The 21,951-nt window shown below is 67.7% G+C and carries 26 protein-coding genes; 13 read left to right on the top strand and 13 right to left on the bottom strand.

The annotated features are described in order from the left end of the window. The coding region (gene atpA / locus V6M48_RS07685; RefSeq protein ID WP_332811948.1) for a F0F1 ATP synthase subunit alpha at positions 1-1,130 on the bottom strand (1,130 nt) is incomplete at its 3' end. Between the two features lie 2 nt (positions 1,131-1,132). After that, positions 1,133-1,687, bottom strand: a complete 555-nt coding sequence (locus V6M48_RS07690) for a F0F1 ATP synthase subunit delta (RefSeq protein ID WP_332812051.1) — start codon at positions 1,685-1,687, stop codon at positions 1,133-1,135. 210 nt (positions 1,688-1,897) lie between these two features. Here V6M48_RS07690 and ada point away from each other — a divergent pair, with 210 nt between their 5' ends. Both ada and V6M48_RS07700 read left to right on the top strand, forming a co-directional pair. Beyond that, on the top strand, positions 1,898-2,962 hold the full coding sequence (gene ada / locus V6M48_RS07695) for a bifunctional DNA-binding transcriptional regulator/O6-methylguanine-DNA methyltransferase Ada (protein WP_332811949.1): 1,065 nt from the start codon (positions 1,898-1,900) through the stop codon (positions 2,960-2,962). A 79-nt stretch (positions 2,963-3,041) separates the two neighbouring features. Beyond that, a complete protein-coding gene (locus V6M48_RS07700; protein ID WP_332811950.1) occupies positions 3,042-3,260 on the top strand; it encodes a hypothetical protein in 219 nt (72 codons plus the stop codon). Between the two features lie 4 nt (positions 3,261-3,264). On the opposite strand, the gene V6M48_RS07705 is transcribed toward V6M48_RS07700, so the two are convergent. Further along, on the bottom strand, positions 3,265-5,430 hold the full coding sequence (locus V6M48_RS07705; RefSeq protein WP_332811951.1) for a primosomal protein N': 2,166 nt from the start codon (positions 5,428-5,430) through the stop codon (positions 3,265-3,267). Between the two features lie 60 nt (positions 5,431-5,490). Next, positions 5,491-6,840: an MATE family efflux transporter gene (locus V6M48_RS07710; RefSeq protein WP_332811952.1), complete on the bottom strand. Its 1,350-nt coding sequence runs from the start codon at positions 6,838-6,840 to the stop codon at positions 5,491-5,493. A gap of 81 nt (positions 6,841-6,921) precedes the next feature. Here V6M48_RS07710 and fsa point away from each other — a divergent pair, with 81 nt between their 5' ends. The 3 genes from fsa to V6M48_RS07725 all read left to right on the top strand — a co-directional run bounded on the left by fsa (position 6,922) and on the right by V6M48_RS07725 (position 9,176). Beyond that, positions 6,922-7,575 carry a fructose-6-phosphate aldolase gene (gene fsa / locus V6M48_RS07715; protein ID WP_332811953.1) on the top strand — a complete coding sequence of 218 codons (654 nt, stop codon included), beginning with the start codon at positions 6,922-6,924 and terminating at the stop codon, positions 7,573-7,575. A gap of 129 nt (positions 7,576-7,704) precedes the next feature. Further along, entirely contained in the window at positions 7,705-8,265 is a 561-nt protein-coding gene (locus tag V6M48_RS07720) for a DUF484 family protein (RefSeq protein ID WP_332811954.1), read from the top strand. Next, entirely contained in the window at positions 8,250-9,176 is a 927-nt protein-coding gene (locus tag V6M48_RS07725; RefSeq protein WP_332811955.1) for a tyrosine recombinase XerC, read from the top strand. Before V6M48_RS07720 ends, V6M48_RS07725 begins: the two co-directional genes overlap by 16 nt. Before the next feature lie 24 nt (positions 9,177-9,200). On the opposite strand, the gene V6M48_RS07730 is transcribed toward V6M48_RS07725, so the two are convergent. From V6M48_RS07730 to rsmI, 4 genes are all read right to left on the bottom strand, one after another. Further along, positions 9,201-9,809, bottom strand: coding sequence for a DedA family protein (locus V6M48_RS07730; protein WP_332811956.1), 609 nt, complete (start codon positions 9,807-9,809; stop codon positions 9,201-9,203). Next, positions 9,802-10,758 carry a glutathione synthase gene (gene gshB / locus V6M48_RS07735; RefSeq protein WP_332811957.1) on the bottom strand — a complete coding sequence of 319 codons (957 nt, stop codon included), beginning with the start codon at positions 10,756-10,758 and terminating at the stop codon, positions 9,802-9,804. The genes V6M48_RS07730 and gshB overlap by 8 nt, the downstream gene beginning before the upstream one ends. A 182-nt stretch (positions 10,759-10,940) precedes the next feature. Next, positions 10,941-11,291: a YraN family protein gene (locus V6M48_RS07740; RefSeq protein ID WP_332811958.1), complete on the bottom strand. Its 351-nt coding sequence runs from the start codon at positions 11,289-11,291 to the stop codon at positions 10,941-10,943. A gap of 36 nt (positions 11,292-11,327) precedes the next feature. After that, positions 11,328-12,170: a 16S rRNA (cytidine(1402)-2'-O)-methyltransferase gene (gene rsmI / locus V6M48_RS07745; protein ID WP_332811959.1), complete on the bottom strand. Its 843-nt coding sequence runs from the start codon at positions 12,168-12,170 to the stop codon at positions 11,328-11,330. Positions 12,171-12,182: 12 nt separating this feature from the next. Between rsmI and V6M48_RS07750 the strand changes: the two genes are divergently transcribed. After that, positions 12,183-13,376 carry a penicillin-binding protein activator gene (locus tag V6M48_RS07750; protein ID WP_332811960.1) on the top strand — a complete coding sequence of 398 codons (1,194 nt, stop codon included), beginning with the start codon at positions 12,183-12,185 and terminating at the stop codon, positions 13,374-13,376. Between the two features lie 138 nt (positions 13,377-13,514). Here the strand turns inward: V6M48_RS07750 and hemW are convergent, their stop codons facing one another. From hemW to rph, 3 genes are all read right to left on the bottom strand, one after another. Then, positions 13,515-14,663 (bottom strand): radical SAM family heme chaperone HemW, encoded by a 1,149-nt coding sequence (hemW, locus tag V6M48_RS07755; RefSeq protein WP_332812052.1) that lies wholly within the window; start codon positions 14,661-14,663, stop codon positions 13,515-13,517. 86 nt (positions 14,664-14,749) lie between these two features. Beyond that, on the bottom strand, positions 14,750-15,358 hold the full coding sequence (gene rdgB, locus V6M48_RS07760; RefSeq protein ID WP_332811961.1) for an RdgB/HAM1 family non-canonical purine NTP pyrophosphatase: 609 nt from the start codon (positions 15,356-15,358) through the stop codon (positions 14,750-14,752). Further along, the gene (rph, locus tag V6M48_RS07765) at positions 15,355-16,071 is read right to left on the bottom strand and encodes a ribonuclease PH (protein ID WP_332811962.1); all 717 of its coding nucleotides are present in this window, start codon (positions 16,069-16,071) and stop codon (positions 15,355-15,357) included. The genes rdgB and rph overlap by 4 nt, the downstream gene beginning before the upstream one ends. Before the next feature lie 136 nt (positions 16,072-16,207). Here rph and V6M48_RS07770 point away from each other — a divergent pair, with 136 nt between their 5' ends. The 3 genes from V6M48_RS07770 (at position 16,208) to grpE (ending at position 18,396) form a co-directional block, all read left to right on the top strand. After that, on the top strand, positions 16,208-16,720 hold the full coding sequence (locus V6M48_RS07770; RefSeq protein WP_332811963.1) for a DUF6438 domain-containing protein: 513 nt from the start codon (positions 16,208-16,210) through the stop codon (positions 16,718-16,720). Positions 16,721-16,804: 84 nt separating this feature from the next. Beyond that, positions 16,805-17,845, top strand: a complete 1,041-nt coding sequence (gene hrcA, locus V6M48_RS07775; RefSeq protein WP_332811964.1) for a heat-inducible transcriptional repressor HrcA — start codon at positions 16,805-16,807, stop codon at positions 17,843-17,845. Next, complete coding sequence (grpE, locus tag V6M48_RS07780) at positions 17,842-18,396, top strand: nucleotide exchange factor GrpE (RefSeq protein ID WP_332811965.1); 555 nt, start codon at positions 17,842-17,844, stop codon at positions 18,394-18,396. Before hrcA ends, grpE begins: the two co-directional genes overlap by 4 nt. Positions 18,397-18,402: 6 nt before the next feature. Here the strand turns inward: grpE and V6M48_RS07785 are convergent, their stop codons facing one another. Continuing rightward, positions 18,403-19,251 (bottom strand): sterol desaturase family protein, encoded by an 849-nt coding sequence (locus V6M48_RS07785; RefSeq protein WP_332811966.1) that lies wholly within the window; start codon positions 19,249-19,251, stop codon positions 18,403-18,405. Positions 19,252-19,390: 139 nt separating this feature from the next. On the opposite strand from V6M48_RS07785, the gene V6M48_RS07790 reads away from it, so the two are divergent. The 4 genes from V6M48_RS07790 (at position 19,391) to V6M48_RS07805 (ending at position 21,229) form a co-directional block, all read left to right on the top strand. After that, positions 19,391-19,576: a hypothetical protein gene (locus V6M48_RS07790; RefSeq protein ID WP_332811967.1), complete on the top strand. Its 186-nt coding sequence runs from the start codon at positions 19,391-19,393 to the stop codon at positions 19,574-19,576. A 117-nt stretch (positions 19,577-19,693) separates the two neighbouring features. Further along, the gene (locus V6M48_RS07795) at positions 19,694-19,882 is read left to right on the top strand and encodes a hypothetical protein (RefSeq protein WP_332811968.1); all 189 of its coding nucleotides are present in this window, start codon (positions 19,694-19,696) and stop codon (positions 19,880-19,882) included. Positions 19,883-19,923: 41 nt separating this feature from the next. Further along, positions 19,924-20,769: a hypothetical protein gene (locus V6M48_RS07800; protein WP_332811969.1), complete on the top strand. Its 846-nt coding sequence runs from the start codon at positions 19,924-19,926 to the stop codon at positions 20,767-20,769. Further along, positions 20,747-21,229 (top strand): hypothetical protein, encoded by a 483-nt coding sequence (locus V6M48_RS07805; RefSeq protein ID WP_332811970.1) that lies wholly within the window; start codon positions 20,747-20,749, stop codon positions 21,227-21,229. The genes V6M48_RS07800 and V6M48_RS07805 overlap by 23 nt, the downstream gene beginning before the upstream one ends. Before the next feature lie 61 nt (positions 21,230-21,290). Here V6M48_RS07805 and V6M48_RS07810 read toward each other — a convergent pair whose 3' ends face one another. Next, on the bottom strand, positions 21,291-21,944 hold the full coding sequence (locus V6M48_RS07810) for a hypothetical protein (RefSeq protein WP_332811971.1): 654 nt from the start codon (positions 21,942-21,944) through the stop codon (positions 21,291-21,293). Positions 21,945-21,951: the final 7 nt, after the last annotated feature.

Raw genomic sequence — 21,951 nt, forward strand, 5'->3', positions numbered from 1 at the left:
GCCGAGCCGACGCGGCTGACCGAGAGGCCGACGTTGATGGCCGGACGGATGCCCTGGTAGAAAAGCTCCGTCTCGAGGAAGATCTGGCCGTCGGTGATCGAGATCACGTTGGTCGGAATATAGGCCGAAACGTCGCCGGCCTGGGTCTCGATGATCGGCAGCGCCGTCAGCGATCCGGCGCCGTTCGCCTCGTTCATCTTCGCGGCGCGCTCGAGCAGCCGGCTGTGGAGATAGAAGACGTCGCCCGGATAGGCTTCGCGGCCCGGCGGACGGCGCAGCAGCAGCGACATCTGGCGGTAGGCGACGGCCTGCTTGGACAGATCGTCATAAACGATCACGGCATGCATGCCGTTGTCGCGGAAATATTCGCCCATCGTGCAGCCGGTGTAGGGCGCGAGGAACTGCAGCGGCGCGGGCTCCGAAGCGGTCGCGGCGACGACGATCGAATATTCCATCGCGCCATTCTCTTCGAGCGCGCGGACGATCTGCGCCACGGTCGAGCGCTTCTGGCCGATCGCGACGTAGATGCAGTAGAGCTTCTCGCTCTCCGACCCGGTCTTGTTGATCTCGCGCTGGTTGATGAACGTGTCGAGCGCGACGGCGGACTTGCCGGTCTGGCGGTCGCCGATGATCAGCTCGCGCTGGCCGCGGCCGACCGGAACGAGCGCGTCGAGCGCCTTGAGGCCGGTCTGCACCGGCTCGTGCACCGACTTGCGCGGGATGATGCCGGGGGCCTTCACCTCGACTCGGCGGCGCTCGGACGATTCGATCGGGCCCTTGCCGTCGATCGGGTTGCCGAGGCCGTCGACGACTCTGCCGAGCAGGCCCTTGCCGACCGGAACGTCGACGATCGTGCCGGTGCGGCTGACCGTGTCACCCTCGCGGATCGCCGAGTCATTGCCGAAGATCACGACGCCGACGTTGTCGGCCTCGAGGTTGAGCGCCATGCCCTTGATGCCGTTCGCGAATTCGACCATCTCGCCGGCCTGGACATTGTCCAGCCCGTGGATGCGGGCGATGCCGTCGCCGACCGACAGCACGGTGCCGACTTCAGAGACCTGGGTCTCGGTGCCGAAGCTGGCGATCTGATCGCGGATGACCTTCGAAATTTCTGCGGCGCGAATGTCCATTGTTAGCCTTTCATCGCATGCGCGAGGGTGTTGAGCTTCGTCCGAATCGACCCGTCGATCATCTGGCTGCCGATCTTGACGACCAGCCCGCCGAGAATGCCCGGATCGACATTGAGCTCGACGTTGATGTCACGGCCCGTGCGGGCGCGGAGGTTTTGCTTGATCGCGTCGATCTGCTCCTGGTCGAGCGGATGCGCGGAGGTGACTTCGGCGGTGGTCTCGCCGCGATGATGCGATGCCAGCATGTTGAACGCGCGGATGATCGCGCCGAGCTGCGACAAGCGGCGGTTCTGGGCGAGAACGCCGAGGAAATTGCGGGTGATCGGATCGAGCCGCATCGCCTCCGCCGTGGCGGCGATGGTGCGCAGCGCCTCCTCGCGGCTGATCAACGGGCTCGCCGTGAGCTGACGGAAATCGTCCGATTCAGCCAGCGCGCTTTTGAGGGAATCGAGGCTTTCGCCAACCTTCTCGAGCGCCTTTTCATCGCGCGCGAGTTCGAACAGCGCCATCGCGTAGCGCCCTGCCAAGCTTGCCTGAATGCCGCTGGAATACTCCACGGGCTCTTCAACTCCCAGATCGGATATTTGCCCAAACGAAAGGGGGGCGCCGAGCACCCCATTTGGGTCGCCGCGCGCCCTAGCAGGGGCGTTGCTGCGTTGCAAGATAGCCAAGTTTGGAAAGCGCGCATCGTTGGAAGGCAAGCATCGGGCGCTTTGAAAGCAAGGATCGGGATGCGGCCTGTCCGCCGGGCCTTTATAGAAAGGTGCATGGACACGCACCAACCTCATGCCCCGACCGCGATCGACGCCGACCTTGCCTGGACCGCGGTGATGCGCCGCGACCGCGCTGCGGACGGGCGTTTCGTCACCGGCGTGCTCACCACCGGCATCTATTGCCGTCCGTCCTGCGCCGCGCGGCACCCTAAGCGCGAGAATGTGCGCTTCTATTCCTCGGCCGCGGATGCGCGCGGCGACGGGCTGCGCCCGTGCCTGAGGTGCAAGCCGGACGAGATTTCCCGCGAGCAGGCGGCGATCGAAAAGGCGCTGCGCCTGCTCGAACAGGCCGAGGAGCCGCCCTCGCTGCAGCGAATCGCCGAGGCCGCGGGCTATTCGCCGCACCATTTCCACCGGCTGTTCCGACGCGCCACCGGAGTCACGCCGGCCAATTATGCGCGCGGCGAACGGGCGCGGAAGATGGCCGCCAATCTGCGGCAAAGCGAAAGGATCACCGATGCCATTTACGATTCAGGCTATTCGGGCCCGGCACGTTTCTACGCCGAAGCCAAGTCGAGGCTGGGCATGACCCCGTCGGCATGGCGCGATGGCGGGCGCGGCGAGACGATTCGCTGGACCATCGCCGAGACTTCGCTCGGGCCGATGTTCCTCGCGGCCACCGAAAAGGGCATCTGCCGCCTCTCGTTCGATGAGGACGAAGCGGCGCTGCGGCGGCGCTTTCCCAATGCCCGAATCGAGCGCGGCGGCGCGGCGCTCGACCAGCTCGCGGCGCGGGCGGTGGCTGCCGTCGAGGCGCCGGAGCGCGCGCACGACCTGCCGCTCGACGTCCAGGGCACCGCATTCCAGGAGGCGGTGTGGCACCAGCTTTCGCGGATCCCACCGGGAGAGAATCTGAGCTACGCCGCGCTCGCCGCAAAGGCCGGCAAGCCCGGCGCCGCGCGTGCCGCGGGCACCGCCTGCGGGGCGAACCCGGTCGCGATCCTGATCCCTTGTCATCGCGCGCGACGCGGCGACGGTTCGGCGGGAGGATATGCCTATGGGCTGGAGCGCAAGGCACGGCTGATCGAGCAGGAAAGCCGCTCGTCGAAATTGCTCTGAGCGTGCGAACGTCCGGCGGAACCTAAGCGGCGCACGGACATTGGCCGATCGAGCGACAACAAGGCAGGAAGGTGAGCCGATGTCCGATGGCGAACGCCCGTCTGGCCGCCCCGTGCAGGGCCGCGAACCCGGTACGCCGCGCTGGATCCCGTGGACGATCGGGATCGTCTTCCTGCTCGTCATCCTCTACCTCGCGGTGCGCGCGTTCCAATATGGCGCCGACGACCGTACCGACACGCGGGCACCGCTGCCGAGCGCCGACAGCGACGTGACCGGCAACGGAGTCGGCTCGCAATAAAGGCTCAGAGAAAGCTGTAGGGATCGACGTCGACCGCGACGCGGACGCCGCGCGGCCATTCGAGCGCGCCGAGCCATTCCCGGATCACGTCCTGGACGTCGAGCGAGCGCGCGGCGTGGACGAGCAGCCGCTGGCGGTGCCGCCCGCGCAGCATCGCGAGCGGGGCTGGCGCCGGCCCGAAGACCGCCATTCCCTCGACTTGCGGCGCGGTGCGGCCGATCAGCCGCGCGGTCTCTGCGGCCTCGGCCAGGTCTTCCGAGGAGATGATGATCCCCGCGAGCCGGCCGAACGGCGGCATCGCTGCCTCGCGCCGGGCCTGCGTCTCGGCCTCGTAAAAGCCTTCGGCGTCGCCGCTGACCAGCGCGCTGATCACCGGCGCTGCCGGCTCGTGGGTCTGGACCAGCACACGCCCTGGCTTCTCGCCCCGACCGGCGCGGCCCGCGACCTGCATGATCTGCTGGAAGCTGCGCTCCGCGGCGCGAAGATCGCCGCCCGAGAGGCCGAGATCGGCGTCGACCACCCCCACCAGCGTGAGGTTTGGGAAATGATAGCCCTTGGTGACGAGCTGGGTGCCGATCACGATGTCGACCTCGCCGCGCTCCATCCGCCCGACGAACTCCGCCGCCTTGGCCGGCGACCAGATCGTGTCCGACGTGACGATGATCGAGCGCGCCTCGGGGAACAATGCCGCCACCTCGTCGGCGATCCGCTCGACCCCAGGACCGCAAGCGACCAAACTGTCTTCTTCATGGCATTCGGGGCAGGCGCGCGGCGGCGGCATGACATGGCCGCAGTGGTGGCAGGCGAGCCGCCCGACCAGCCGATGCTCGACCATCCAGGCGGTGCAATTGGGGCATTGAAAGCGGTGGCCGCATGAGCGGCAGAGCGTCAGCGGCGCGTAGCCGCGGCGGTTGAGGAACAGCAGGCTCTGCTCGCCGCGCTCGAGGTTCGCCTCGAGCTCGCGTACCAGGCTTGGCGCGAGCCAGCGGCCGCGGGGAGGCGGGTCCTGGATCAGATCGACGGCGGCGATGTCCGGCATTTCGGCGTCGCCGTAACGATTCGGGAGCGCGACCTCCTTGTAGACGCCGATCTCCGCCATCTGGCGCGTCTCGATCGCCGGCGTCGCCGATGCCAGGATGACCGGGATCGCTTCGAGCTTGGCGCGCATCACCGCGACGTCGCGCGCATGATATTGGACGCCGTCCTCCTGCTTGAAGCTGGTCTCATGCGCCTCGTCGACGACCAGCAGGCCGAGCTTCGCATAAGGCAGGAACAAAGCGGAGCGCGCGCCGACCACGACCTGCGCGTCGCCCGTCGCGATCGCCCGCCACGCGCGGCGGCGTTGCGATTGGCGCAGCCCCGAATGCCAGGGCACCGGATCGCAGCCGAAGCGCGCGGCGAAGCGCTTCAGGAACGGTTCGGTCAGCGCGATCTCGGGAAGCAGCACCAGCGTCTGCCGGCCCAGGCGAAGCGCCTCCGCGATCGCTTCGAAATAGACTTCGGTCTTGCCCGATCCAGTGACGCCGTCGAGGAGGAACGGCGCGAAGCGCTCGGCGCGCATCGCCTCGACGAATTCTGCCGCCGCCGCGGCCTGGGCCGCTTCCAGCGCCGGCGGATCGTGATCGGGATCGGGGCTGGGGAAGGGATCGTCGACCGCCACCTCGACCGCCTCGATAGCGCCTGCCTTGACGAGCCCGCGGATGACGCTGTCCGAGACGTCCGCCGCAAGCGCAAGCTCGCGCACCAGGCCTTGGCGCTCGCCGATCCGCTCGAGCGCCTGCGCGCGCTGCGGCGTCAGCCGTTCCGGGACGCGGCCGGTGGCGCGATATTCGGTGATCGTGCGGCTGCCGTCGAGCGCGCTCGCCGACGCCAGAGCCATGCGCAGCACCGCCGCGATCGGCGCCAGATAATAATCGGCGGTCCATTCGATCAGGCGCCGCAGCGGCGCCGCAAGCGGCGGCAGATCGTAGACGTGCGCGAGCGGGCGCAGGCGCTTCTCGTCAATCTCGTCGGTCGGCAGCCGGTCCGCCTCCCAGGCGACGCCCGTGATCTGGCGCGGCCCGAGCGGCGCGAGCACGATCGAGCCCGGCTCGACCGCCGCATCCACAGGGACGCGATAATCGAGGGGACCAAGGGCTGCGTTGAGAAGGACGACGCGGACGCGGCTCATGCCCCCCTCTAGAGCCTGATCGTGCCGGGTTGAACCGCGGATCGCGGCTCAACGCACTCGTCAGGCTGTCGCGGTAAGCGCAGGCCCTTCGAACGTGCGTCGTTCCAGCCGCGGCAGGAGCAAAGCCTGGCTTGCCGCGCGGGCGAGCAGGAAGAAGCTGAACGCGAGCCACAGCCCGTGATTGCCGAGCGGCTCCGCCGCCACCAGCAGCACGCCGTAGACGCCGATCGCGATCACCATCGTCGTCAGCAGCGACCGCGTCCAGCCGGCGCCGATGTAGATGCCGTCGAAGACATAGGAGGTGACTCCGAGCACCGGCAGCAACACTGCCCAGGGGAGATAGGTGAGCACCGCGCCGGCAACCGCCGGATCGGTGCTGAAACTCGCCGCGAACGGCCCGCCCACCACGGCGTAGACGATCGTGATCAGCAGTCCGCCGGCAATGCCCCAGAGCAGCAAGGCCCGGACCAATCGCTCGAAGCGGGTGCGGTCGCGCGCGCCCACCGCCTCGCCGCACAGCACCTGCGCTGCGCTTTCGAAGCCGTCGAGGATCAGCGCCGACAGGATGAACAACTGGTAGAGGATGCCATTGACCGCGAGCACCACCGGCCCATGGTGCGCGCCAACCCTGGTCATCAGCAGGATCGCGCCGGTGAGCAGCAGGGTGCGCAGGAACAGGTCGCGGTTGAGGCGGAGCAGCGCGCTCAGCGCGGACCGCTCCCATGTGACGCGTTGCCGCGCAAGGCGGAGCGCGAGCGCCGCCGGCTCCTCGCGCGCCGCGACGATGGCGGCTGCAATGAGCTTGCCGGCTTCCGATATGAGGGTCGCGGTGGCGACGCCGGCGACGCCCCAATCGAACACCAGCACGAAAATGATGTCGAGCGCGATGTGGATCAGATTGGCGGCAACCTCGATCACCAGGACCGCACGCACCCGCCTGCGGCCGATCAGCCAGCCGACGATCACCGCGTTCACCAGCCACAAGGCGCCACCCCAATAGCGGATGCCGACATAGGTCGAAGCCTCGGTGGCGACGCCGCCGCGCGCATAGAGCAGGTCGAGCCCGAACGGGATCGCGATCGGCATCAGCAGCAGCAGGATGAAGCCGATCATCAATGCCAGCCCGAGCGCGCGCACCAAGGTCGCCGCCTGGCCGGCGGGATCGTTGCGGCCGGCGGCCTGCGCGGTGAGCGCCACCGTGCCGCTGCGCAGGAAATTGAAGACGACGAGCAGGCCCATCATGAACTTGGCGCCGAGCTCGACTCCGGCCTGGGCCTCCGCCTCGCCAAGCTGGCCGATCACCCACAGATCGGCGAGACCGAACAAGGCGGTCGCGACGTTGGTCAGCATGGAGGGGAGGGCGATCGCCCAGATTGCGCGGTGCAGGCCGCTGTCGCTGTGGCTGATCAAGACCCCGTCCCGCTGATGACTCGCGCCCGCCGCTCGCTCCCATTAGTAAGGTGCGAATCTCCTGACCAAGGCATGCCCCATATGAAGTTCTTCGTCGACACCGCCGACATCAATGACATTCGCGAGCTCGCGGAAACCGGCTTGCTCGACGGGGTCACCACCAACCCGTCGCTGATCCACAAATCGGGGCGCAACTTCCTCGAGGTCGTCAAGGAGATATGCGGCGTCGTCCCGGGTCCGGTCTCGGCCGAGGTCGTGGCCGGCGACCATGCGACGATGATGCGCGAGGCCGAGATCCTGCGCCGAATCGCCGACAATATCGCCGTCAAGGTGCCGCTCACGATCGATGGCCTCAAGACGTGCAAGGCGCTGACCGGCGACGGCACGATGGTCAACGTCACCTTATGCTTCACCGCCAACCAGGCGTTGCTCGCCGCCAAGGCGGGGGCGACCTTCATTTCGCCGTTCGTCGGCCGCCACGACGATATCGGCTTCGACGGCATGCAGATCATCTCCGAGATCCGGTTGATCTACGACAATTACGATTATGAGACGCAGGTCCTGGTGGCGAGCATCCGCCATCCGATTCACGTGCTTGAATCGGCCAAGATCGGCGCCGACGTGATCACCGCTCCGCCGGCGGTGATCAGGCAATTGTTCAAGCACCCGCTCACCGACCGCGGCCTCGAGAGCTTCGCCGCCGACTGGGCGAAGACCGGCCAGACGATCGGCTAAGCCGCTCAGGCGCACGGCACCATCGTTCACGTTCCTCGCAGCCATTCCAACGCCGGCAGGCGTCGCCCGCCCCGGCGAGGATTTATTTCCATCGCTTATTAACCACAGTGGGGATAAGCTGCGGGCGGGATGGGTAAAGTCATCAACTTCGAGGATCGGGCGGTCGCTAATCTGCGCGCGCGCGTCCAGGCGGTCGAAGAGGCCAATCAGGACCTCATCGCGTTCGCGCGCGGCCATTCCGGAGCGGTCGCGTCGATCCACGAAGCAGTGCTCGCCGCGGTCGAGGCCGAGGGCTTCGATCATCTGATCCATATCGTCACCCAGCTGTGGCCGCAGATCCTCGGGCTCGACGCCGTCGCTGTCGCGCTGTTCGCGGGCGACAAGGGCATGCGCGCCGACGCCTCCGGCCTCCAATTCGTCGATCGCCGCGTGATCGAGCGCTCGATCGCTGGTTTCGAAGGCGTCGTGCTGCGCGGCGTCAAGCGCGGCCACCCGCTGTTCGGCCCGGCCTGCACCTTGATCCGTGCCGAGGCATTGATCCGGCTCGACAGCGAGCCGCCGCTGCCCAACGGCCTGCTCGCGCTCGGCCAGCGCGAGGAGCAAGGCTTCGAGACGCGCCATGGCTCCGAATTGCTCGTTTTCCTCGGGCGCGTGCTGACACGCTGCATGGGCCGGTGGCTGATCCCCTAGAAGTTCACCCGGCGCGCGCGACCGCGCTGGCCTGGCACGATCATCTCGCGCGCGACCGTCGTCGCTCCGAGCATACTGTCCGCGCCTATGTCGCAACCGCCCACCGGCTGATCGATTTCCTCGCCGAACACGGCGGAGGCCCGGTCGAAGCTGCGGCACTGCGCCGCCTTCAGCCGGCCGACCTTCGCGCCTTCCTGGCCATGCGCCGCGCCGAGGGGCTCTGCAACAACAGCGCAGCCCGCGAGCTTTCGGCGGTGCGCGGCTTCCTTGCCTTCGCCGTCGCCGAGCATGGCGGCGAGGGCGGCGTTCCGCGGATCAGGGCGCCCAAGCGTCCGCGCAGCGTACCGCGCCCGATTTCGCCGGCCGAAGCCTTGTCGCTCGCCGACGAAGTCTCCGATGCCGCCGATCTGGAGTGGATCGCGGCCCGCGATTTCGCGGTGCTGCTTCTGCTCTACGGGGCCGGGCTGCGGGTCGCCGAGGCGCTCGGCATCACCGGCGCCGCGCTTCCGCTCGGCGAGGTGCTCATGGTCACCGGCAAGCGCAACAAGACCCGCATCGTCCCTTTGCTGCCGGCGGTCCGCGAGGCGATCGAGCGTTATGTCGCCCTCTGCCCCTATCGCCCGGACAAGCACGAGCCGCTGTTCCGCGGCGCGAGGGGAGGGCCGCTGCGTGGTGAGATCGTCCGGCGCGCGGTGCGGGCTGCGCGGGTCAAGCTCGGTCTGTCCGACCGGACGACGCCGCATGCGCTGCGGCACAGTTTCGCGACGCACCTGCTCGGGCGCGGCGCGGACCTGCGCTCGCTGCAGGAATTGCTCGGCCACGCCAGCCTCTCCTCGACCCAGATCTACACGGCGGTCGACATGGCCCATCTGCTCGACGTCTACCGCACCGCGCACCCGCGAGCCTCTTGAAGCCTCGGGAGCAGGGGGAGATTCTCACGCCGGCGGGTGCCGGTGGCGCCAGGTGAGCTGCCGCCAAATATAGGCCGCGACGATCGCGAAGATCACCGCGGTCGACAGCGGCCCAAGCACCTTCTCGATCTCGCCGAAGCGGCGGCCGAGAGCCCAGCCCGCGGTCGCGAGCAAGGCGGTCCAGCCGGCGGTGCCGACAGTCGACCAGATCACGAACGTCCTGAGGCGCATGTTGAGCAGTCCGGCCGGCACCGACACCAGCGATCTCACCGTCGGCAACAGACGGCCGACGAACACCACCACTGGCCCGAACCGGCCAAACAGCCGCTCGGCTTTTTCGACGTCGTACCAGTCCATCGTCAGCCAGCGGCCGTACCGGTCGATGAACGGCTTGAAACGTCGCAGCCCGACCACCCGCGCGGCGAGATACCAGAAAAGATTGCCGACCATCGCGCCGCCGGTGCCGCTGGCGATCACCCCCCACAGCGTCAGCGTCCCGCGCGCCGCGCTTATTCCGGCGAGCGGCATGATCACCTCCGACGGGATCGGGGGGAAAATGGTCTCGAGGAACATCAGGAAGAAGACGCCGAGATATCCGGTCTGTTCGATCAGCCGGAAGGACCAGTCAGCCATGCAGCGCGCTCGCCTTGGCCTCGATCGCCTCCCAGATCAGCGCAGGCGTGTCGGTGCCGTTGAAGCGGTCGATCGCGACGATGCCGGTCGGCGAGGTGACGTTGATCTCGGTGAGATGGCCGGCGATCACGTCGATGCCGACGAACACCAATCCGCGGCGCGCAAGCTCGGGGCCGAGCGCGGCGCAGATCTCATGCTCGCGCTCCGTGAGATCGGTCGCTGCGGCGCGTCCGCCTGCGGCGAGATTCGAGCGTATCTCGCCGTCGCGCGGCAGGCGGTTGATCGCACCGGTGGCCTTGCCGTCGACCAGGACGATTCTCTTGTCGCCCTCGCTGACCTGCGGAAGGAACGCCTGGACCATGAACGGCTCGCGCCACACCTGGCCGAACAGCTCGGTCAGCGCCGCCAGATTGGCGTCCTTGCGACCGACGTGGAACACCGCCGATCCGGCATTGCCGTAGAGCGGCTTGACGACGACTTCGCCATATTCGGAATGGAAGGCCCGGGCTTCGTCGAGGCTGCGGGTGATCAAGGTCGGCGGCATGAAACGCGCATAATCGAGCACGAACAATTTTTCGGGGGCATTGCGCACCGCCGCCGGATCGTTGACCACCAGGGTGCGGTGCTGGATGCGCTCGAGCAGGTGCGTCGCGGTGATATAGGCGAGATCGAACGGCGGATCCTGGCGCATCAGCACGACGTCGACGTCGTCGGCAAGATCGAGCATCACCTGCTCGCCGAACGCGAAATGGTCGCCATCGACCCTCTGGACGGTCACCCGGCGCGCCGGTGCGGTGACTCGGCCGTCGCGATAATTGAGGTCGCCGGCGGTATAATGATAGAGGCTGTGGCCGCGCTGCTGCGCGCCGAGCATGATCGCGAAGGTCGAATCGCCCGCGATGTTGATCTTCTCCATCGGGTCCATCTGGACGGCGACGCGCAGGGCCATAATGTTCACATCCTCGACGGCTGATCCGTTCGGCACGCGAAGCGGGGGGGCCCACCGCTGCCGAGGCTTCTGATTGATGTTCCGGCCGCAACGCGCAAGCGCTTATTGCTCGTCAGCCGGGTGCGTGAACCGGCTCAGGAAAAATGAGGCGGTCATGGGTCGGGGCGGGCGTCGGGTCCCGGTCACCCGCTCCAGACGTCGGCGAGATGGCGTGGAAAGTGCCACGGCACGATGAAGATGGCATCGATCCGCACGTCGTCGTCGGCGCGCATGAACCGCGGCGCGAGCGCCTCGGCCGCAGCCGCGACGCGGCGCAGCCGGTAGTGATCGAGCGCGAAAGCGGCGGTCGCGGCGTTCGCGCGCGCCTTGACCTCGATAAACGCCAGGGTCCGGCCACGGCGGGCGACGAGGTCGACCTCGCCGACCGGTGTGCGCATCCGTCGGCCGAGGATCGTCCACCCCTTGAGCTGCAGCCACAGGGCGGCGACCAGCTCCGCACGCCTGCCGCCGCGCTCGGAGCGCCTGCGGTTCATGCGAACCCGTTCATGTCGCCGCCTCGTCGGGCACGCTCATTTGCCCGGTCCGCTGAGCGCGAGCGCGCGTTCATAGACGCGGCGGCGCGGGAGCCCGAGCATCGCTGCCACCTCCGCCGCGGCGCGCGAGACGGGGAGACGCCGCATCGCTTCGGCCAAGGCGTCGTCGATGCTGCGCTCGTCGGCCGGCTCTGCGGGCGCGGGCGGGCCGACGACGATGACGATCTCGCCCTTCGGCGGCTGCTCGGCGTAGCGCGCGGCAAGGACGCTCAGCCGCTCGGTGACGCTTTCCTCGAACTTCTTGCTGATCTCGCGTACCACTGCCGCATCCCTGTCGCCCAGCCCCTGATGGAGCGCCTGCAAGGTGGCGGCGAGGCGCGGGCCACTTTCGTAGAGGATGAGGGTCGCCTTGATGGCCGCGACCTCCGCGATCGCCGCCGCGCGCGCGCCCGCCTTGGCGGGAAGGAATCCGAGGAACAGGAAGCGGTCGGTCGGTAGCCCGGCCAGGGTCAGGGCGGCGACCGCCGCGCACGGCCCGGCGACGGTGGTGACGTGGCGGCCGGCGGCACGCGCCTCGCGGACCAATTTATAGCCGGGATCGGAGATCAATGGAGTCCCGGCGTCGGAGACCAAGGCGATCGCCTTGTGCGCCATCTCCGCGACCAGCCCGGGGCGGACGCGATCGGCATTATGATCATGATAGGGGGTCATCGGCCGCTTGACGCCGATATGGGCGAGCAGCTTGGCGGTGACCCGGCTGTCCTCGACGGCGAGCAGGTCCGCCGCGGCAAGAACCGAGGCGGCGTGCGGACTGAGATCGGAGAGATTGCCGATCGGGGTCGCGACGATATAGAGGCCTGGTAACAATCTATCGCTCATAGGATTCCGGTCATGGCAGAGCAGTTGCATCACCCGCAAGCGCGGCGGTCATTCCTGGCACTCGCCGGAGCCGGCCTGCTGTCGATCGCGCTCGCCGGCTGCCAGGTCGTTCCGAGGCGGCCGGCGCCGCCGCCGCCGCCCGAGCCGACCGGCCCGGTGCGCCCGCCGATCTCGCCGAACCTGCCGCCCGACGAGACCCGCAACCGGGTCGCGGTGCTCGTGCCGCTCTCGGGCACCAATGCCGGGGTCGGCCAATCGATCGCCAACGCCGCCAATCTGGCATTGCTCGACACCGGCGGCGAGCGGATCCGCATCACCGTCTACGATACCGCCAAAGGCGGCGCGTTGGCGGCGGCCAACGAAGCGCTCGCCGACGGCAATGGCTTGTTCCTCGGCCCGCTGCTTGCCGACGATGCGCGCGCGATCGCGACGGTCGCACGCAGCCGCGGTGTTCCGGTGATCGCTTTCTCCAACGACAGCAGTATTGCCGGCAGCGGCATGTACCTGATGGGCTTCACACCTACACAATCCATAACCAGAACGGTGTCTTTTGCGATCGAACGCGGGGTCCAGCGCTTCGCCGCGCTGACGCCGCAGGGCGTCTATGGCCGGCGCGCGTCGCAAGCGATGATCGACGCGGTCGAGCGCGCCGGCGGCCGGATGGTGGCGATGCAGGAATTCGGTCGCACGCCGGCCGCGATGCGCGCGGCGGTCACCACCCTCAACGGCCAGGGCGCCTATGACGCGGTGCTGATCGCCGACAGCGGCAAGTCGGCCGCCGCGGTCGCGGCTCTGGTTCGGACCGGCCCGTCGGGCCGCGCCCGGATCCTGGGAACCGAGCTCTGGTCGACCGAAGCGGGGCTTGCCGCGCTTCCGCCGCTGCGCGGCGCTTGGTTCGCGAGCGCCTCCGATACGATGTTCAATCAGTTCAAGACCCGTTACCGCGCACGCTACGGGAAGACGCCGTACCGGCTGGCGAGCCTCGGTTACGACGCGGTGCTGCTTTCCGTCAGAGTCGCCGCGGACTGGCGGATCGGCTGGCCTTTCCCGGAACGGGCGTTGCTCGATCCCGGCGGCTTCGCAGGAGTCGACGGCGCGTTCCGGTTCCGGCCGAACGGCGTCGCGGAGCGCGCGCTCCAGGTCCAGGAGATCGGGCCCGCAGGGTTGACGGTGATTTCGCCGGCGCCGCGCGGTTTCTCGGACTAGGCGTCGAGCCGGATCAGCGTCGCCCTCCTGCCGCTCGCGCGACCGCTGCAAAACTCCGTTCGCGGTGAGCTTGTCGAACCGCTCGCCTTCTTTCTCGGAGAAGGAAAGGCCTTCGACGGGCTCAGGCCGAACGTTTTTTCAGGCGGGGAGGGTGACGATCTCGGGCAGGATCGCGTCGAGCAGCAGGCTCCCCTTGCTCGTCACCCGCAGGCGATTGCCATCGCGTACAAGCAATTGCCCGCGCTCGAGCCGCGCGACCGCACCATCGTCGACCAGGTCCTGCGGAGCCATGCCGCTCAGCCGCGCGATGCGCTCGAGATCGACGCCTTCGCGCAGCCTCAGGCCCATCAGCAGCGCCTCCACGCCGCGATCCGGGCCGGAAATCGGCTGCTCGAGCGCGATGCCGTGTCCGTTGCGCGTCAGCGCGGCCAGCCAGTTCTCGGGTTTCTTGTGGCGTTGGACGACCGCATTGCCGCGCCGGCCATGGGCCCCGGGGCCGATGCCGCAATAATATTGATAGCGCCAATAAGCGAGATTGTGGCGGCTTTCCTCGCCGGGCCGGGCATGGTTCGACGTCTCGTAAGCCGGGAGACCGGCCGCCTCGGTCATCTTCTGAGTCAGCTCGTAGAGCGCCGCCGCATGGTCGGGATCGGTCTCCGCCAATTCCCCTTTGGCGGCGAGCGCCGCAAACTTGGTTCCAGGCTCGATCGTCAATTGGTAGAGCGACAGATGGCCGGTGCCGAACGCGAGCGCTTGCTCGAGCTCGGCGCGCCACGCCGCCTCGGTTTGACCCGGCAATGCGTAGATGAGGTCGAAGCTCACCCGCGCGAAGCGGGATTGCGCCGTCTCGAGCGCTGCCAGCGCCTCGGCGACGTCGTGCGCGCGGCCAAGGAAGCGCAACGCCCGATCGTCGAGCGACTGCAGGCCCAATGAGATGCGGTTGACCCCGGCGAGCGCTAGGTCGGCGAAGCGCGCCGCCTCGACCGAGGAGGGATTGGCCTCGAGCGTGATCTCGACCTCGTCGCTGAAGCCCCAATGGGCGTCGGCCGCTTCGATCAGCGCCGCGACCGTCGCGGGAGGCATCAGCGAGGGCGTGCCGCCGCCGAAGAAGATCGAGCCGAGCTTGCGCCCCGGCTCGCGCGCCGCCTCATGGGCGAGGTCGGCGAGCAATGCGTCACGCCAACGCTCCTGATCGACCGAAGCGCGGACATGGCTGTTGAAGTCGCAATAAGGGCATTTGGAGATGCAGAACGGCCAGTGGATGTAGAGCGCCAGCGGTTCCGCCAGTGCCGAACCCGATGTGTCTCGCTGTTCTCCCGCTACGGCGGCGGCGGGCTTGGCTCCCGTCTCGGCACCGGAGGCGAGCGCGATCGTCACTGGACCAGGTCGGCGACCAGCTTGCGGAACGCTTCGGCGCGGTGGCTCATCGCATGCTTCTCGGCGGGGTCCATCTCGCCGAACGTCTGCTGGTGGCCGATCGGCTGGAACATCGGGTCGTAACCGAACCCTTTTTCGCCGCGCGGCGGCCAGACCAGCTGCCCATAGACTCGGCCTTCGAAATTCTCGCACTGGCCGTCGTTGGGCCAGGCGACCGCAAGCGCGCAGACGAAATGAGCGTCGCGGCCGGCCTCCGGTCCCTTGGCGAGCACTTCTTCCCAGATGCGCTCCATGCCGATGCGGAAATCGCGATCCGGCCCGGCCCAGCGCGCCGAGTGGATGCCGGGCCGCCCTTCGAGCGCGTCGACGCACAGGCCGCTGTCGTCGGCGAGCGCCGGAAGGCCGGACAGATCGGCCGCGAGACGCGCCTTGAGGTCGGCGTTGTCGACGAAGCTGGTGCCGGTCTCTTCAGGTTCGGGCAGATCGAGCGCCGCAGCGGACACCGGCTCGATGCCGTAGGGGCCGAGCAGCTCGGCGATCTCGCGGACCTTGCCCTGATTATGACTGGCGATGACGAGCTTGCCGGGCCCGAGCCGCCGCATCATCGGCCCGCCGCCTTGGCCTGGGCCGCGAAAATCTCGGTGCAGCCGATCCGGGCAAGGCGAAGCAGGCGAAGCAGCCCTTCCTCGTCGTAGCTTTCGCCCTCTGCGGTGACCTGCGCCTCGACGATATTGCCATTCTCGGTGAGCACGAAATTGCCGTCGGCGCCGGCGGTCGAATCCTCGTCATAGTCGAGGTCGAGCACCGCGGCTCCGCCGTGGATGCCGCAGCTGACCGCCGCAACCTTCTGCAGCATCGGATCGGTCTGGAGCAGCTCGCGCGTGATCAGCCCGTCGATCGCAATGCGGAGCGCCACCCAGGCGCCCGAAATCGCCGCGGTGCGCGTGCCGCCGTCCGCCTGGATGACGTCGCAATCGAGGGTGATCTGCCGCTCGCCGAGCGCCTCGAGGTCCACCACCGCCCGCAGCGAGCGGCCGATCAGCCGCTGAATCTCCTGGGTTCGGCCCGATTGCTTGCCGCGTGCCGCCTCGCGCGATCCGCGCGTGTGGGTCGCGCGCGGCAGCATGCCATATTCGGCGGTCACCCAGCCCTTGCCCTTGCCGCGCAGCCACGAGGGCAAGGACGTCTCGACCGAGGCGGTGCACAGCACGCGGGTGTCGCCGAAGCTGACGAGGCAGCTTCCCTCGGCGTGGCGGGTGAAACCCGCTTCCATCGTGATTGGTCGCATCTGATCGGGGGCGCGGCCGGATGGGCGCATAAATTCACTCCTGCAATGTGCGGCGGCTTTAGACAGTGGCCCGATGACGGTCCAGCGCGAAGGCCGGCTCACCGCGCCCGTCGGGCTCGACTTGCGCCCGCTTGACCTCGGTCGCGCCACGTCGGAAGGCACGAATATGGCACGGACAGCTTTTGCCTTGCTGCTCGGCGCGGCAGCGCTGCTCGGCGGATGCGCGATCATTCCCCATCCGCAGGGTGTGGCCGAGCACCAGCCGACGGAGCTGAAGTCGATCGCTTACGAGGCGGGGCCGTGCAGCACCCTCTGTCCGGTCTACCGCGTCACCGTCGGCACCGACGGCAAAGGTCTGTTCGAGGGCGTACGCAACACGGCGGCGGCTGGCCGGCATTATTTCGCGGTTCCGGCCGAGGCATTCTCCGCATTCGCCGCCGCGCTCGCGCCGGTGCGGCCGAAGGAGGGGCTGTCGCCCTATGACAGCCGGCGCGGCTGCGAAACCAAAGCGGAGGGCTTCCCGTCGGTGCGGATCAGCTGGCGCGGCCGCTCCGGACCTCGCCAGAATCTGCTCTACGATTTCGGCTGCAACGCCGAACGCAATCGCGAGGTCTCCGACCGCGTCGGGCAGGCGCCGTCGCTGCTGCCGATCGGCGCGCTGATCGGGCCGCTTCCCTGAAAGGCCGCATCTTCCGCCTGCATCGGGCGCGAGGCAAATGCAGCGCTGTTGAGTGGCGGAGAGCGTGCGCCTACATAGCGGGCGATGGGCAGCACTCCGGTCACGGAAATCACCGAACGCGCGCGCGACGTTTTCCGGCTGGTGGTCGAAAGCTACCTCAATTCGGGAACGCCGGTCGGCTCGCGCACCGTCTCGAAGCTCCCCGGAATCAATCTCTCGCCGGCCTCGATCCGCAACGTCATGCAGGATCTCGAGGAGCTCGGACTGCTCAGCCATCCGCATACGTCGGCGGGGCGCATCCCGACCGAAAGCGGGCTGCGCCTGTTCGTCGACGGCATGATGCAGGCGGCCGAGCCGAGCGCCGAGGAGCGCGCGGCGATCGAGGGCCGGATCGGGCAGGGTGGGCCGATCGAGGAGGCACTGGTGGCCGCGACCGCGGCTCTGTCTGGACTCTCGGCCTGCGCAGGGATCGTGCTGGTGCCCAAGCGCGAGCCAGTGCTCAAGCAATTCGGCTTCGTTCCTTTGTCCGCGACGCAGGCGCTTGCGGTGATGGTCGGCGGCGACGGCAGCGTGGAAAACCGGGTCGTCGACCTGCCGCCGGGGGTGACCGCCGCCGCGCTCAACGAGGTCGGCAATTATGTCAGCGCGCGCCTGGCGGGACTGACCTTGGGGGAGGCGCAGGCGCGTCTCGAAAAAGAGATCAAGGCCGGCGAAGCCGCGCTCGACAGGGCTGCGCAGGAGCTCGTGGCGCGGGGTCTCGCAATCTGGTCGCGGGACGGATCCCGGCCGGTGTTGATCGTGCGCGGCCAGGCCAATCTGATCGACCAGGAAGCTGCGGCCGACCTCGAACGAGTCCGCCAGCTCCTCGATGAGCTCGAGGGCAAGGAAGAGATCGCTCGGTTGCTCGAGCGCGCGCACGCCGGCCAGGGCATGAAAATTTTTATCGGATCGGAAAACAAGCTTTTCGCGCTTTCGGGCTCGTCGGTCATCGCTGCGCCCTATCGTGGCGGCGACGGAAAGGTGGTTGGCGTGGTCGGGGTTATCGGGCCGACGCGGTTGAACTATGCCCGCGTCGTTCCCATGGTGGATTTCACTGCTCAAGCATTATCGAGATTGATGACATGAACGACGACCAGAAGCTGCACGAACAAGCCGATCAGGGCGACGCCGCCGGAGGCGAAACCGCGCCGGAAACGGCAGGCGGTGAGCTCGACCGGCTCACCGAGCTCGAGAAGGAGCTCGAGGAAGTGCGGCAGCACGCGCTTTACGCGCAGGCCGAGACTCACAATGTCCGCCGCCGGCTCGAGCAGGAAAAGCTCAATGCCTCCGCTTATGCGGTGACCGGCTTCGCGCGCGAGATGCTGTCGGTGAAGGACAACCTCGATCGTGCGCTCGGGTCGGTGCCCGAGGAATTGCGCCAGGACGGCAAGCTCGCCGCCTTGCTTGCCGGTATCGAGGCGACCGCACGTGAGCTCGACGCGGTGTTCCAGCGCAACGGCATCACCCGCATCGACGCGATGGGCGTGCCGCTCGACCCCAATCGCCATCAGGCGATGGTCGAAATCCCCAGCGAGGAAGCCGAACCCGGCACGATCGTCCAGGAAATGCAGTCGGGCTATATGATCAAGGACCGCCTGCTCAGGCCGGCACTGGTCGGCGTCGCCAAGAGGCCGTAACTTTGCTCAACCTCCTCCTTGGGCCCGTGCTGAAGGAGGAGGCGCCGAAGGAGGAGGGGCGGGTGACGCGCCGCGGGTTGTCGTCGAGCCGAGCAGCGGCAGCTTGAGCTGGTGGACCAGGCTTCCCGCGGCCAGGTCGTGCGAGTCTCCCAGCCCGATCCGCATCGCGCGCACTTCTTCCACATTGCGGGCGCAATAGGTGCCGAGCAGCCGGTCCCAGACGCTGAACACGTCCCCGAAATTGCTGTCGGTCTCGCGTTGGACCGCCGAGTGATGAACGTGGTGCATCTGCGGCGTGACGATCAGCCATCTCAGATACGGCTCGGCGCGGCCGAGATGCAGATTGGCATGGGTCAGCAGCACCAATCCGACCGATAGGATCTCATAGAGGATGAGCGCCGGGACCGAGAGTCCCAACAGCACCGCCACCGACCCCAGGATCGCCGCCTGGACAAGGGGCGTGACGGGATGGTTTCGAAAGCTCGTCGAAAGATCGATCGCGGTGTCGCAGTGATGGATCTGGTGGATCCGCCAGAGCACCGGCACTTTGTGCTCGAGACGATGGAGCGCGTAAGCTGCGAGGCTTCTCAATGCGATGGTCAATGCGAAGGGGAGGGCCGCAGGCATCGCCACCAGATTGAGCAGGCCGATCGATGCATTGGCCGCCCATTGCGCGGCGAGGATCGTCGACAGCGGAAGGATCGCCGCGATCGCGAAGGTGGCGACGCCGAGGCTGAAATTGGTGAAGAGGCGGCCTTTGGCTTCGACCGCTTCGCGGTGGATCGGCAGCGCCAGCTCGACGATCGCGATGGCGAGGAACAACAGCCAGAATGCTGCGAACGGCAGCCATTCCATTGGTATTCCAGCGATGCTGTCGGTTGCTGATGCGGGCACATTCTCTCCAGAGAGAGCGAATTGACAGTCCAACGACGAGCAATTAGCCCTGTTTGGTCAGTCTAGCGCAAGCGCGGTTTCATCTCCAGAGGAGGCTCGAATGCCGTCTTTCATCCCCGCAATCCGTTGCGTCGCGGCCCTTGGTGTCGCGCTGATCGCCGCCGTCGAGCCGGCGCTTGCCGGCATCGATCCGCCAGCCGTTCCGGCGCCGATCCTCGGCGCGGGCGTGCCGGCGCTGATCGCCTTCGCAGGCGGATATTGGGCAATCCGCAAGCGCCGCAGGTAGAAACATCGACGCGGGGACGCATCTTCGGCCGTTGACCAACGGCTGGTTGGGCCTACAACGTCAGCTTCTTGCCTCGCTCATCTTCCGGGCGGCGGCGTCGATAAGGAGATGACCCCAGTGCAAGCAATGACCGCTGTTATTCGCACGATCGCCGCGATTGGGATGGCCACCGTCGTCGCAATAGAGCCCTCCTTCGCAGGTGAACAAACCGTAGCGGTCCCGGCACCCATCGTCGGCGCAGGCATTCCCGCGCTGATCGCCTTCGCAGGCGGATATTGGGCAATGCGCAAGCGGCGCAAGCGCTGACACTCTCGACGTCCGTCACTGGCCGCTAGACGCGCATTATGATGGCGCCAAGCCAAGGCTCGGTTGCGATCGCCGGCGCGCGACAGACCCGGTCACGGCTGTTTTTCTGGCTTTTCCTGCTCGCCATCGGGAACGCGCTGGCGGGCTTCGCGCTGCAATTTTTCCACGAGCATGATCTCGCTTCATCGCTCGGCAATCTGTTCGGGATCAGCGCTGTCGTCTGGGTCGCCGCCGTTGCTGGCATCGCGCTTCTCGCGGAGCCGACGGCGCCGGCGCCGGTCGAGCGGCTCGACTGGGCGATCGCGGCCATGACCGCCGTGGCGGTGCTGGTCCCGCTCGGTCCGGCAAGCTCCGTGGCGCTGACTTTGCTGTCGATCTACGCCATCCTGACCAGCGCGCCGGGATCCACGCTGCGCCGCGCGGCGATCATCTTCCTCGCGATCACCGGCATGCTGATCTGGGGGAGGCTGGCGCTTGCGCTGTTCAGCGGACCGTTGCTCGACGCCGACAGCTTCCTCGTCGCGAGCCTGTTCGGCATGGGAAGGGTCAGCAACTTCATCAGCTTTGCCGACGGCAGCGGTCAATTCGCGGTCGCGCCGGGCTGCTCGTCGCTTCAGGGCATGTCGGTCGCGATCGTGATGTGGGCTCTGGTCAACCAATGGTTCGAAGTGCCGTTCAGTCGTGCGGCGCTCGTCGCGCTGCTGGCCGCGCTTGCGGCGACGGTCGCGATCAACGTGCTCAGGATAGGCGCCATCGGGCTCTTCCCCGCCCATTTCGACGAGATCCATACCGGCATCGGCTGGCACGTCTTCTCCTGGCTGACCCTGATTTCGGTTGCGGGAATTTGCCTCTACGGCGCGCGGCGTGAAATTTCCCAACGCGCTTGAAGGCGCGCTGGTCGGGCTGCTCGTCCTCAGCCTGGGCCTCAAGCTCGGCGCCTCGCGAAGCGAGCCCGTGCCGGACGAACAGCTTTTCGCAAGCCAGGTCTCGCGCTTCTTGGAGCGCGAGGGTTATTCGACCGCCGCCGAGCTGCGCCCGCTGGGGATGATGGTCAGAGCGCGGCGCGACGGCTGCCGCCTCGCGATCCGCAACTATCCGCCGCACGGCACGCTCGCGCAGGCCTATGCGCGGCTCGCGCGGCCGGTCGGCCCGCTCCATTTCGTCTATCGTGGCCGAGTCAGTGATCGCGCGCCCAAGCTGCTGCCGCTGAGCGAATATTTCGTCGGACGCGAGCTGCGCCGGCTGGGCATCGCCGCGCCGCGCGCGCCGATCCTCGCCGTCGCCGCGTCGCGCGGCTGCGACCTCGGCCGTCTGCGCTGGGAGGCGATTTCAACCTTCGCCAGATAGCGTGATACCAAGCCGGGTGCAGTGGCCCGACCCTCGGACATCGCCGAACGCGCGACCGCCGTCAGTCGCGCTCGAGCTTGCCGGTCCACGGGCGGAAGAACAGATGCCCTTGCTTGGTCGTGCCCTGATAGGATTCGCCCGACGAGCAGTTGATCTTGTAGATTCCCTGTGCGCTTGCGACCGCCTCGGAAGAGACGACACGGCCGCATGCGAAGCCGATCCGATCGATTGTGCGCGCGATCTCGGCGTCGCCCAATGGCGGGCGGCCCGATCGCGTCGGGACCGCATCCGTGTCGCTCTTGTTGCGCCCGGCACTGGCCGCGTTCTTCTCCTCGCCGGGCGCAGCGCCCGCGGATGTTGTGCTGCGCTCCTCGTCGTCCGTTTTCGTCTCAGCGGCCTTTTTCTCGGGTGCTTTCTTCTCCGCGGCCTTGGTTTCCGCCGGCGCGGCTTCCGGCGCCTCGGGCGCCGCAACGGCAACGACATTTTCGGCGACAGGCGCTGGAGCTTCGGGAATGCTCACGTTGCGATCGGGGTCGGGCCGATAAGGCTCGGGCGCGGGAAGCTCGACCGTGACTCCGGAGGTGGCTTGTTCTTTCGCCGTCGGCTCGGAGCCAGACGATCCGCACGCGCCGAGCATCAGGGCCGAAAGCATCGGGATAGCGAGCAATGACGAAGGCAGGCGTGCCGCGCGCGATTTCGATTTGTGCACCGTCACCAGGCCC

The organism is Sphingomonas sp. (genome assembly GCF_036677245.1).
GTDB lineage: Bacteria > Pseudomonadota > Alphaproteobacteria > Sphingomonadales > Sphingomonadaceae > Allosphingosinicella.

Excerpts from the sequence above, each read along its gene's own strand:
- ada (WP_332811949.1), top strand. The coding sequence starts at position 1,898 with ATGGACACGCACCAACCTCATGCCCCGACCGCGATCGACGCCGACCTT.
- V6M48_RS07700 (WP_332811950.1), top strand. The coding sequence starts at position 3,042 with ATGTCCGATGGCGAACGCCCGTCTGGCCGCCCCGTGCAGGGCCGCGAA.
- V6M48_RS07705 (WP_332811951.1), bottom strand. The coding sequence starts at position 5,430 with ATGAGCCGCGTCCGCGTCGTCCTTCTCAACGCAGCCCTTGGTCCCCTC.
- fsa (WP_332811953.1), top strand. The coding sequence starts at position 6,922 with ATGAAGTTCTTCGTCGACACCGCCGACATCAATGACATTCGCGAGCTC.
- V6M48_RS07720 (WP_332811954.1), top strand. The coding sequence starts at position 7,705 with ATGGGTAAAGTCATCAACTTCGAGGATCGGGCGGTCGCTAATCTGCGC.
- V6M48_RS07730 (WP_332811956.1), bottom strand. The coding sequence starts at position 9,809 with ATGGCTGACTGGTCCTTCCGGCTGATCGAACAGACCGGATATCTCGGC.
- gshB (WP_332811957.1), bottom strand. The coding sequence starts at position 10,758 with ATGGCCCTGCGCGTCGCCGTCCAGATGGACCCGATGGAGAAGATCAAC.
- V6M48_RS07740 (WP_332811958.1), bottom strand. The coding sequence starts at position 11,291 with ATGAACCGCAGGCGCTCCGAGCGCGGCGGCAGGCGTGCGGAGCTGGTC.
- rsmI (WP_332811959.1), bottom strand. The coding sequence starts at position 12,170 with ATGAGCGATAGATTGTTACCAGGCCTCTATATCGTCGCGACCCCGATC.
- V6M48_RS07750 (WP_332811960.1), top strand. The coding sequence starts at position 12,183 with ATGGCAGAGCAGTTGCATCACCCGCAAGCGCGGCGGTCATTCCTGGCA.
- rdgB (WP_332811961.1), bottom strand. The coding sequence starts at position 15,358 with ATGATGCGGCGGCTCGGGCCCGGCAAGCTCGTCATCGCCAGTCATAAT.
- rph (WP_332811962.1), bottom strand. The coding sequence starts at position 16,071 with ATGCGCCCATCCGGCCGCGCCCCCGATCAGATGCGACCAATCACGATG.
- V6M48_RS07770 (WP_332811963.1), top strand. The coding sequence starts at position 16,208 with ATGGCACGGACAGCTTTTGCCTTGCTGCTCGGCGCGGCAGCGCTGCTC.
- hrcA (WP_332811964.1), top strand. The coding sequence starts at position 16,805 with ATGGGCAGCACTCCGGTCACGGAAATCACCGAACGCGCGCGCGACGTT.
- grpE (WP_332811965.1), top strand. The coding sequence starts at position 17,842 with ATGAACGACGACCAGAAGCTGCACGAACAAGCCGATCAGGGCGACGCC.
- V6M48_RS07785 (WP_332811966.1), bottom strand. The coding sequence starts at position 19,251 with ATGGAATGGCTGCCGTTCGCAGCATTCTGGCTGTTGTTCCTCGCCATC.
- V6M48_RS07790 (WP_332811967.1), top strand. The coding sequence starts at position 19,391 with ATGCCGTCTTTCATCCCCGCAATCCGTTGCGTCGCGGCCCTTGGTGTC.
- V6M48_RS07800 (WP_332811969.1), top strand. The coding sequence starts at position 19,924 with ATGGCGCCAAGCCAAGGCTCGGTTGCGATCGCCGGCGCGCGACAGACC.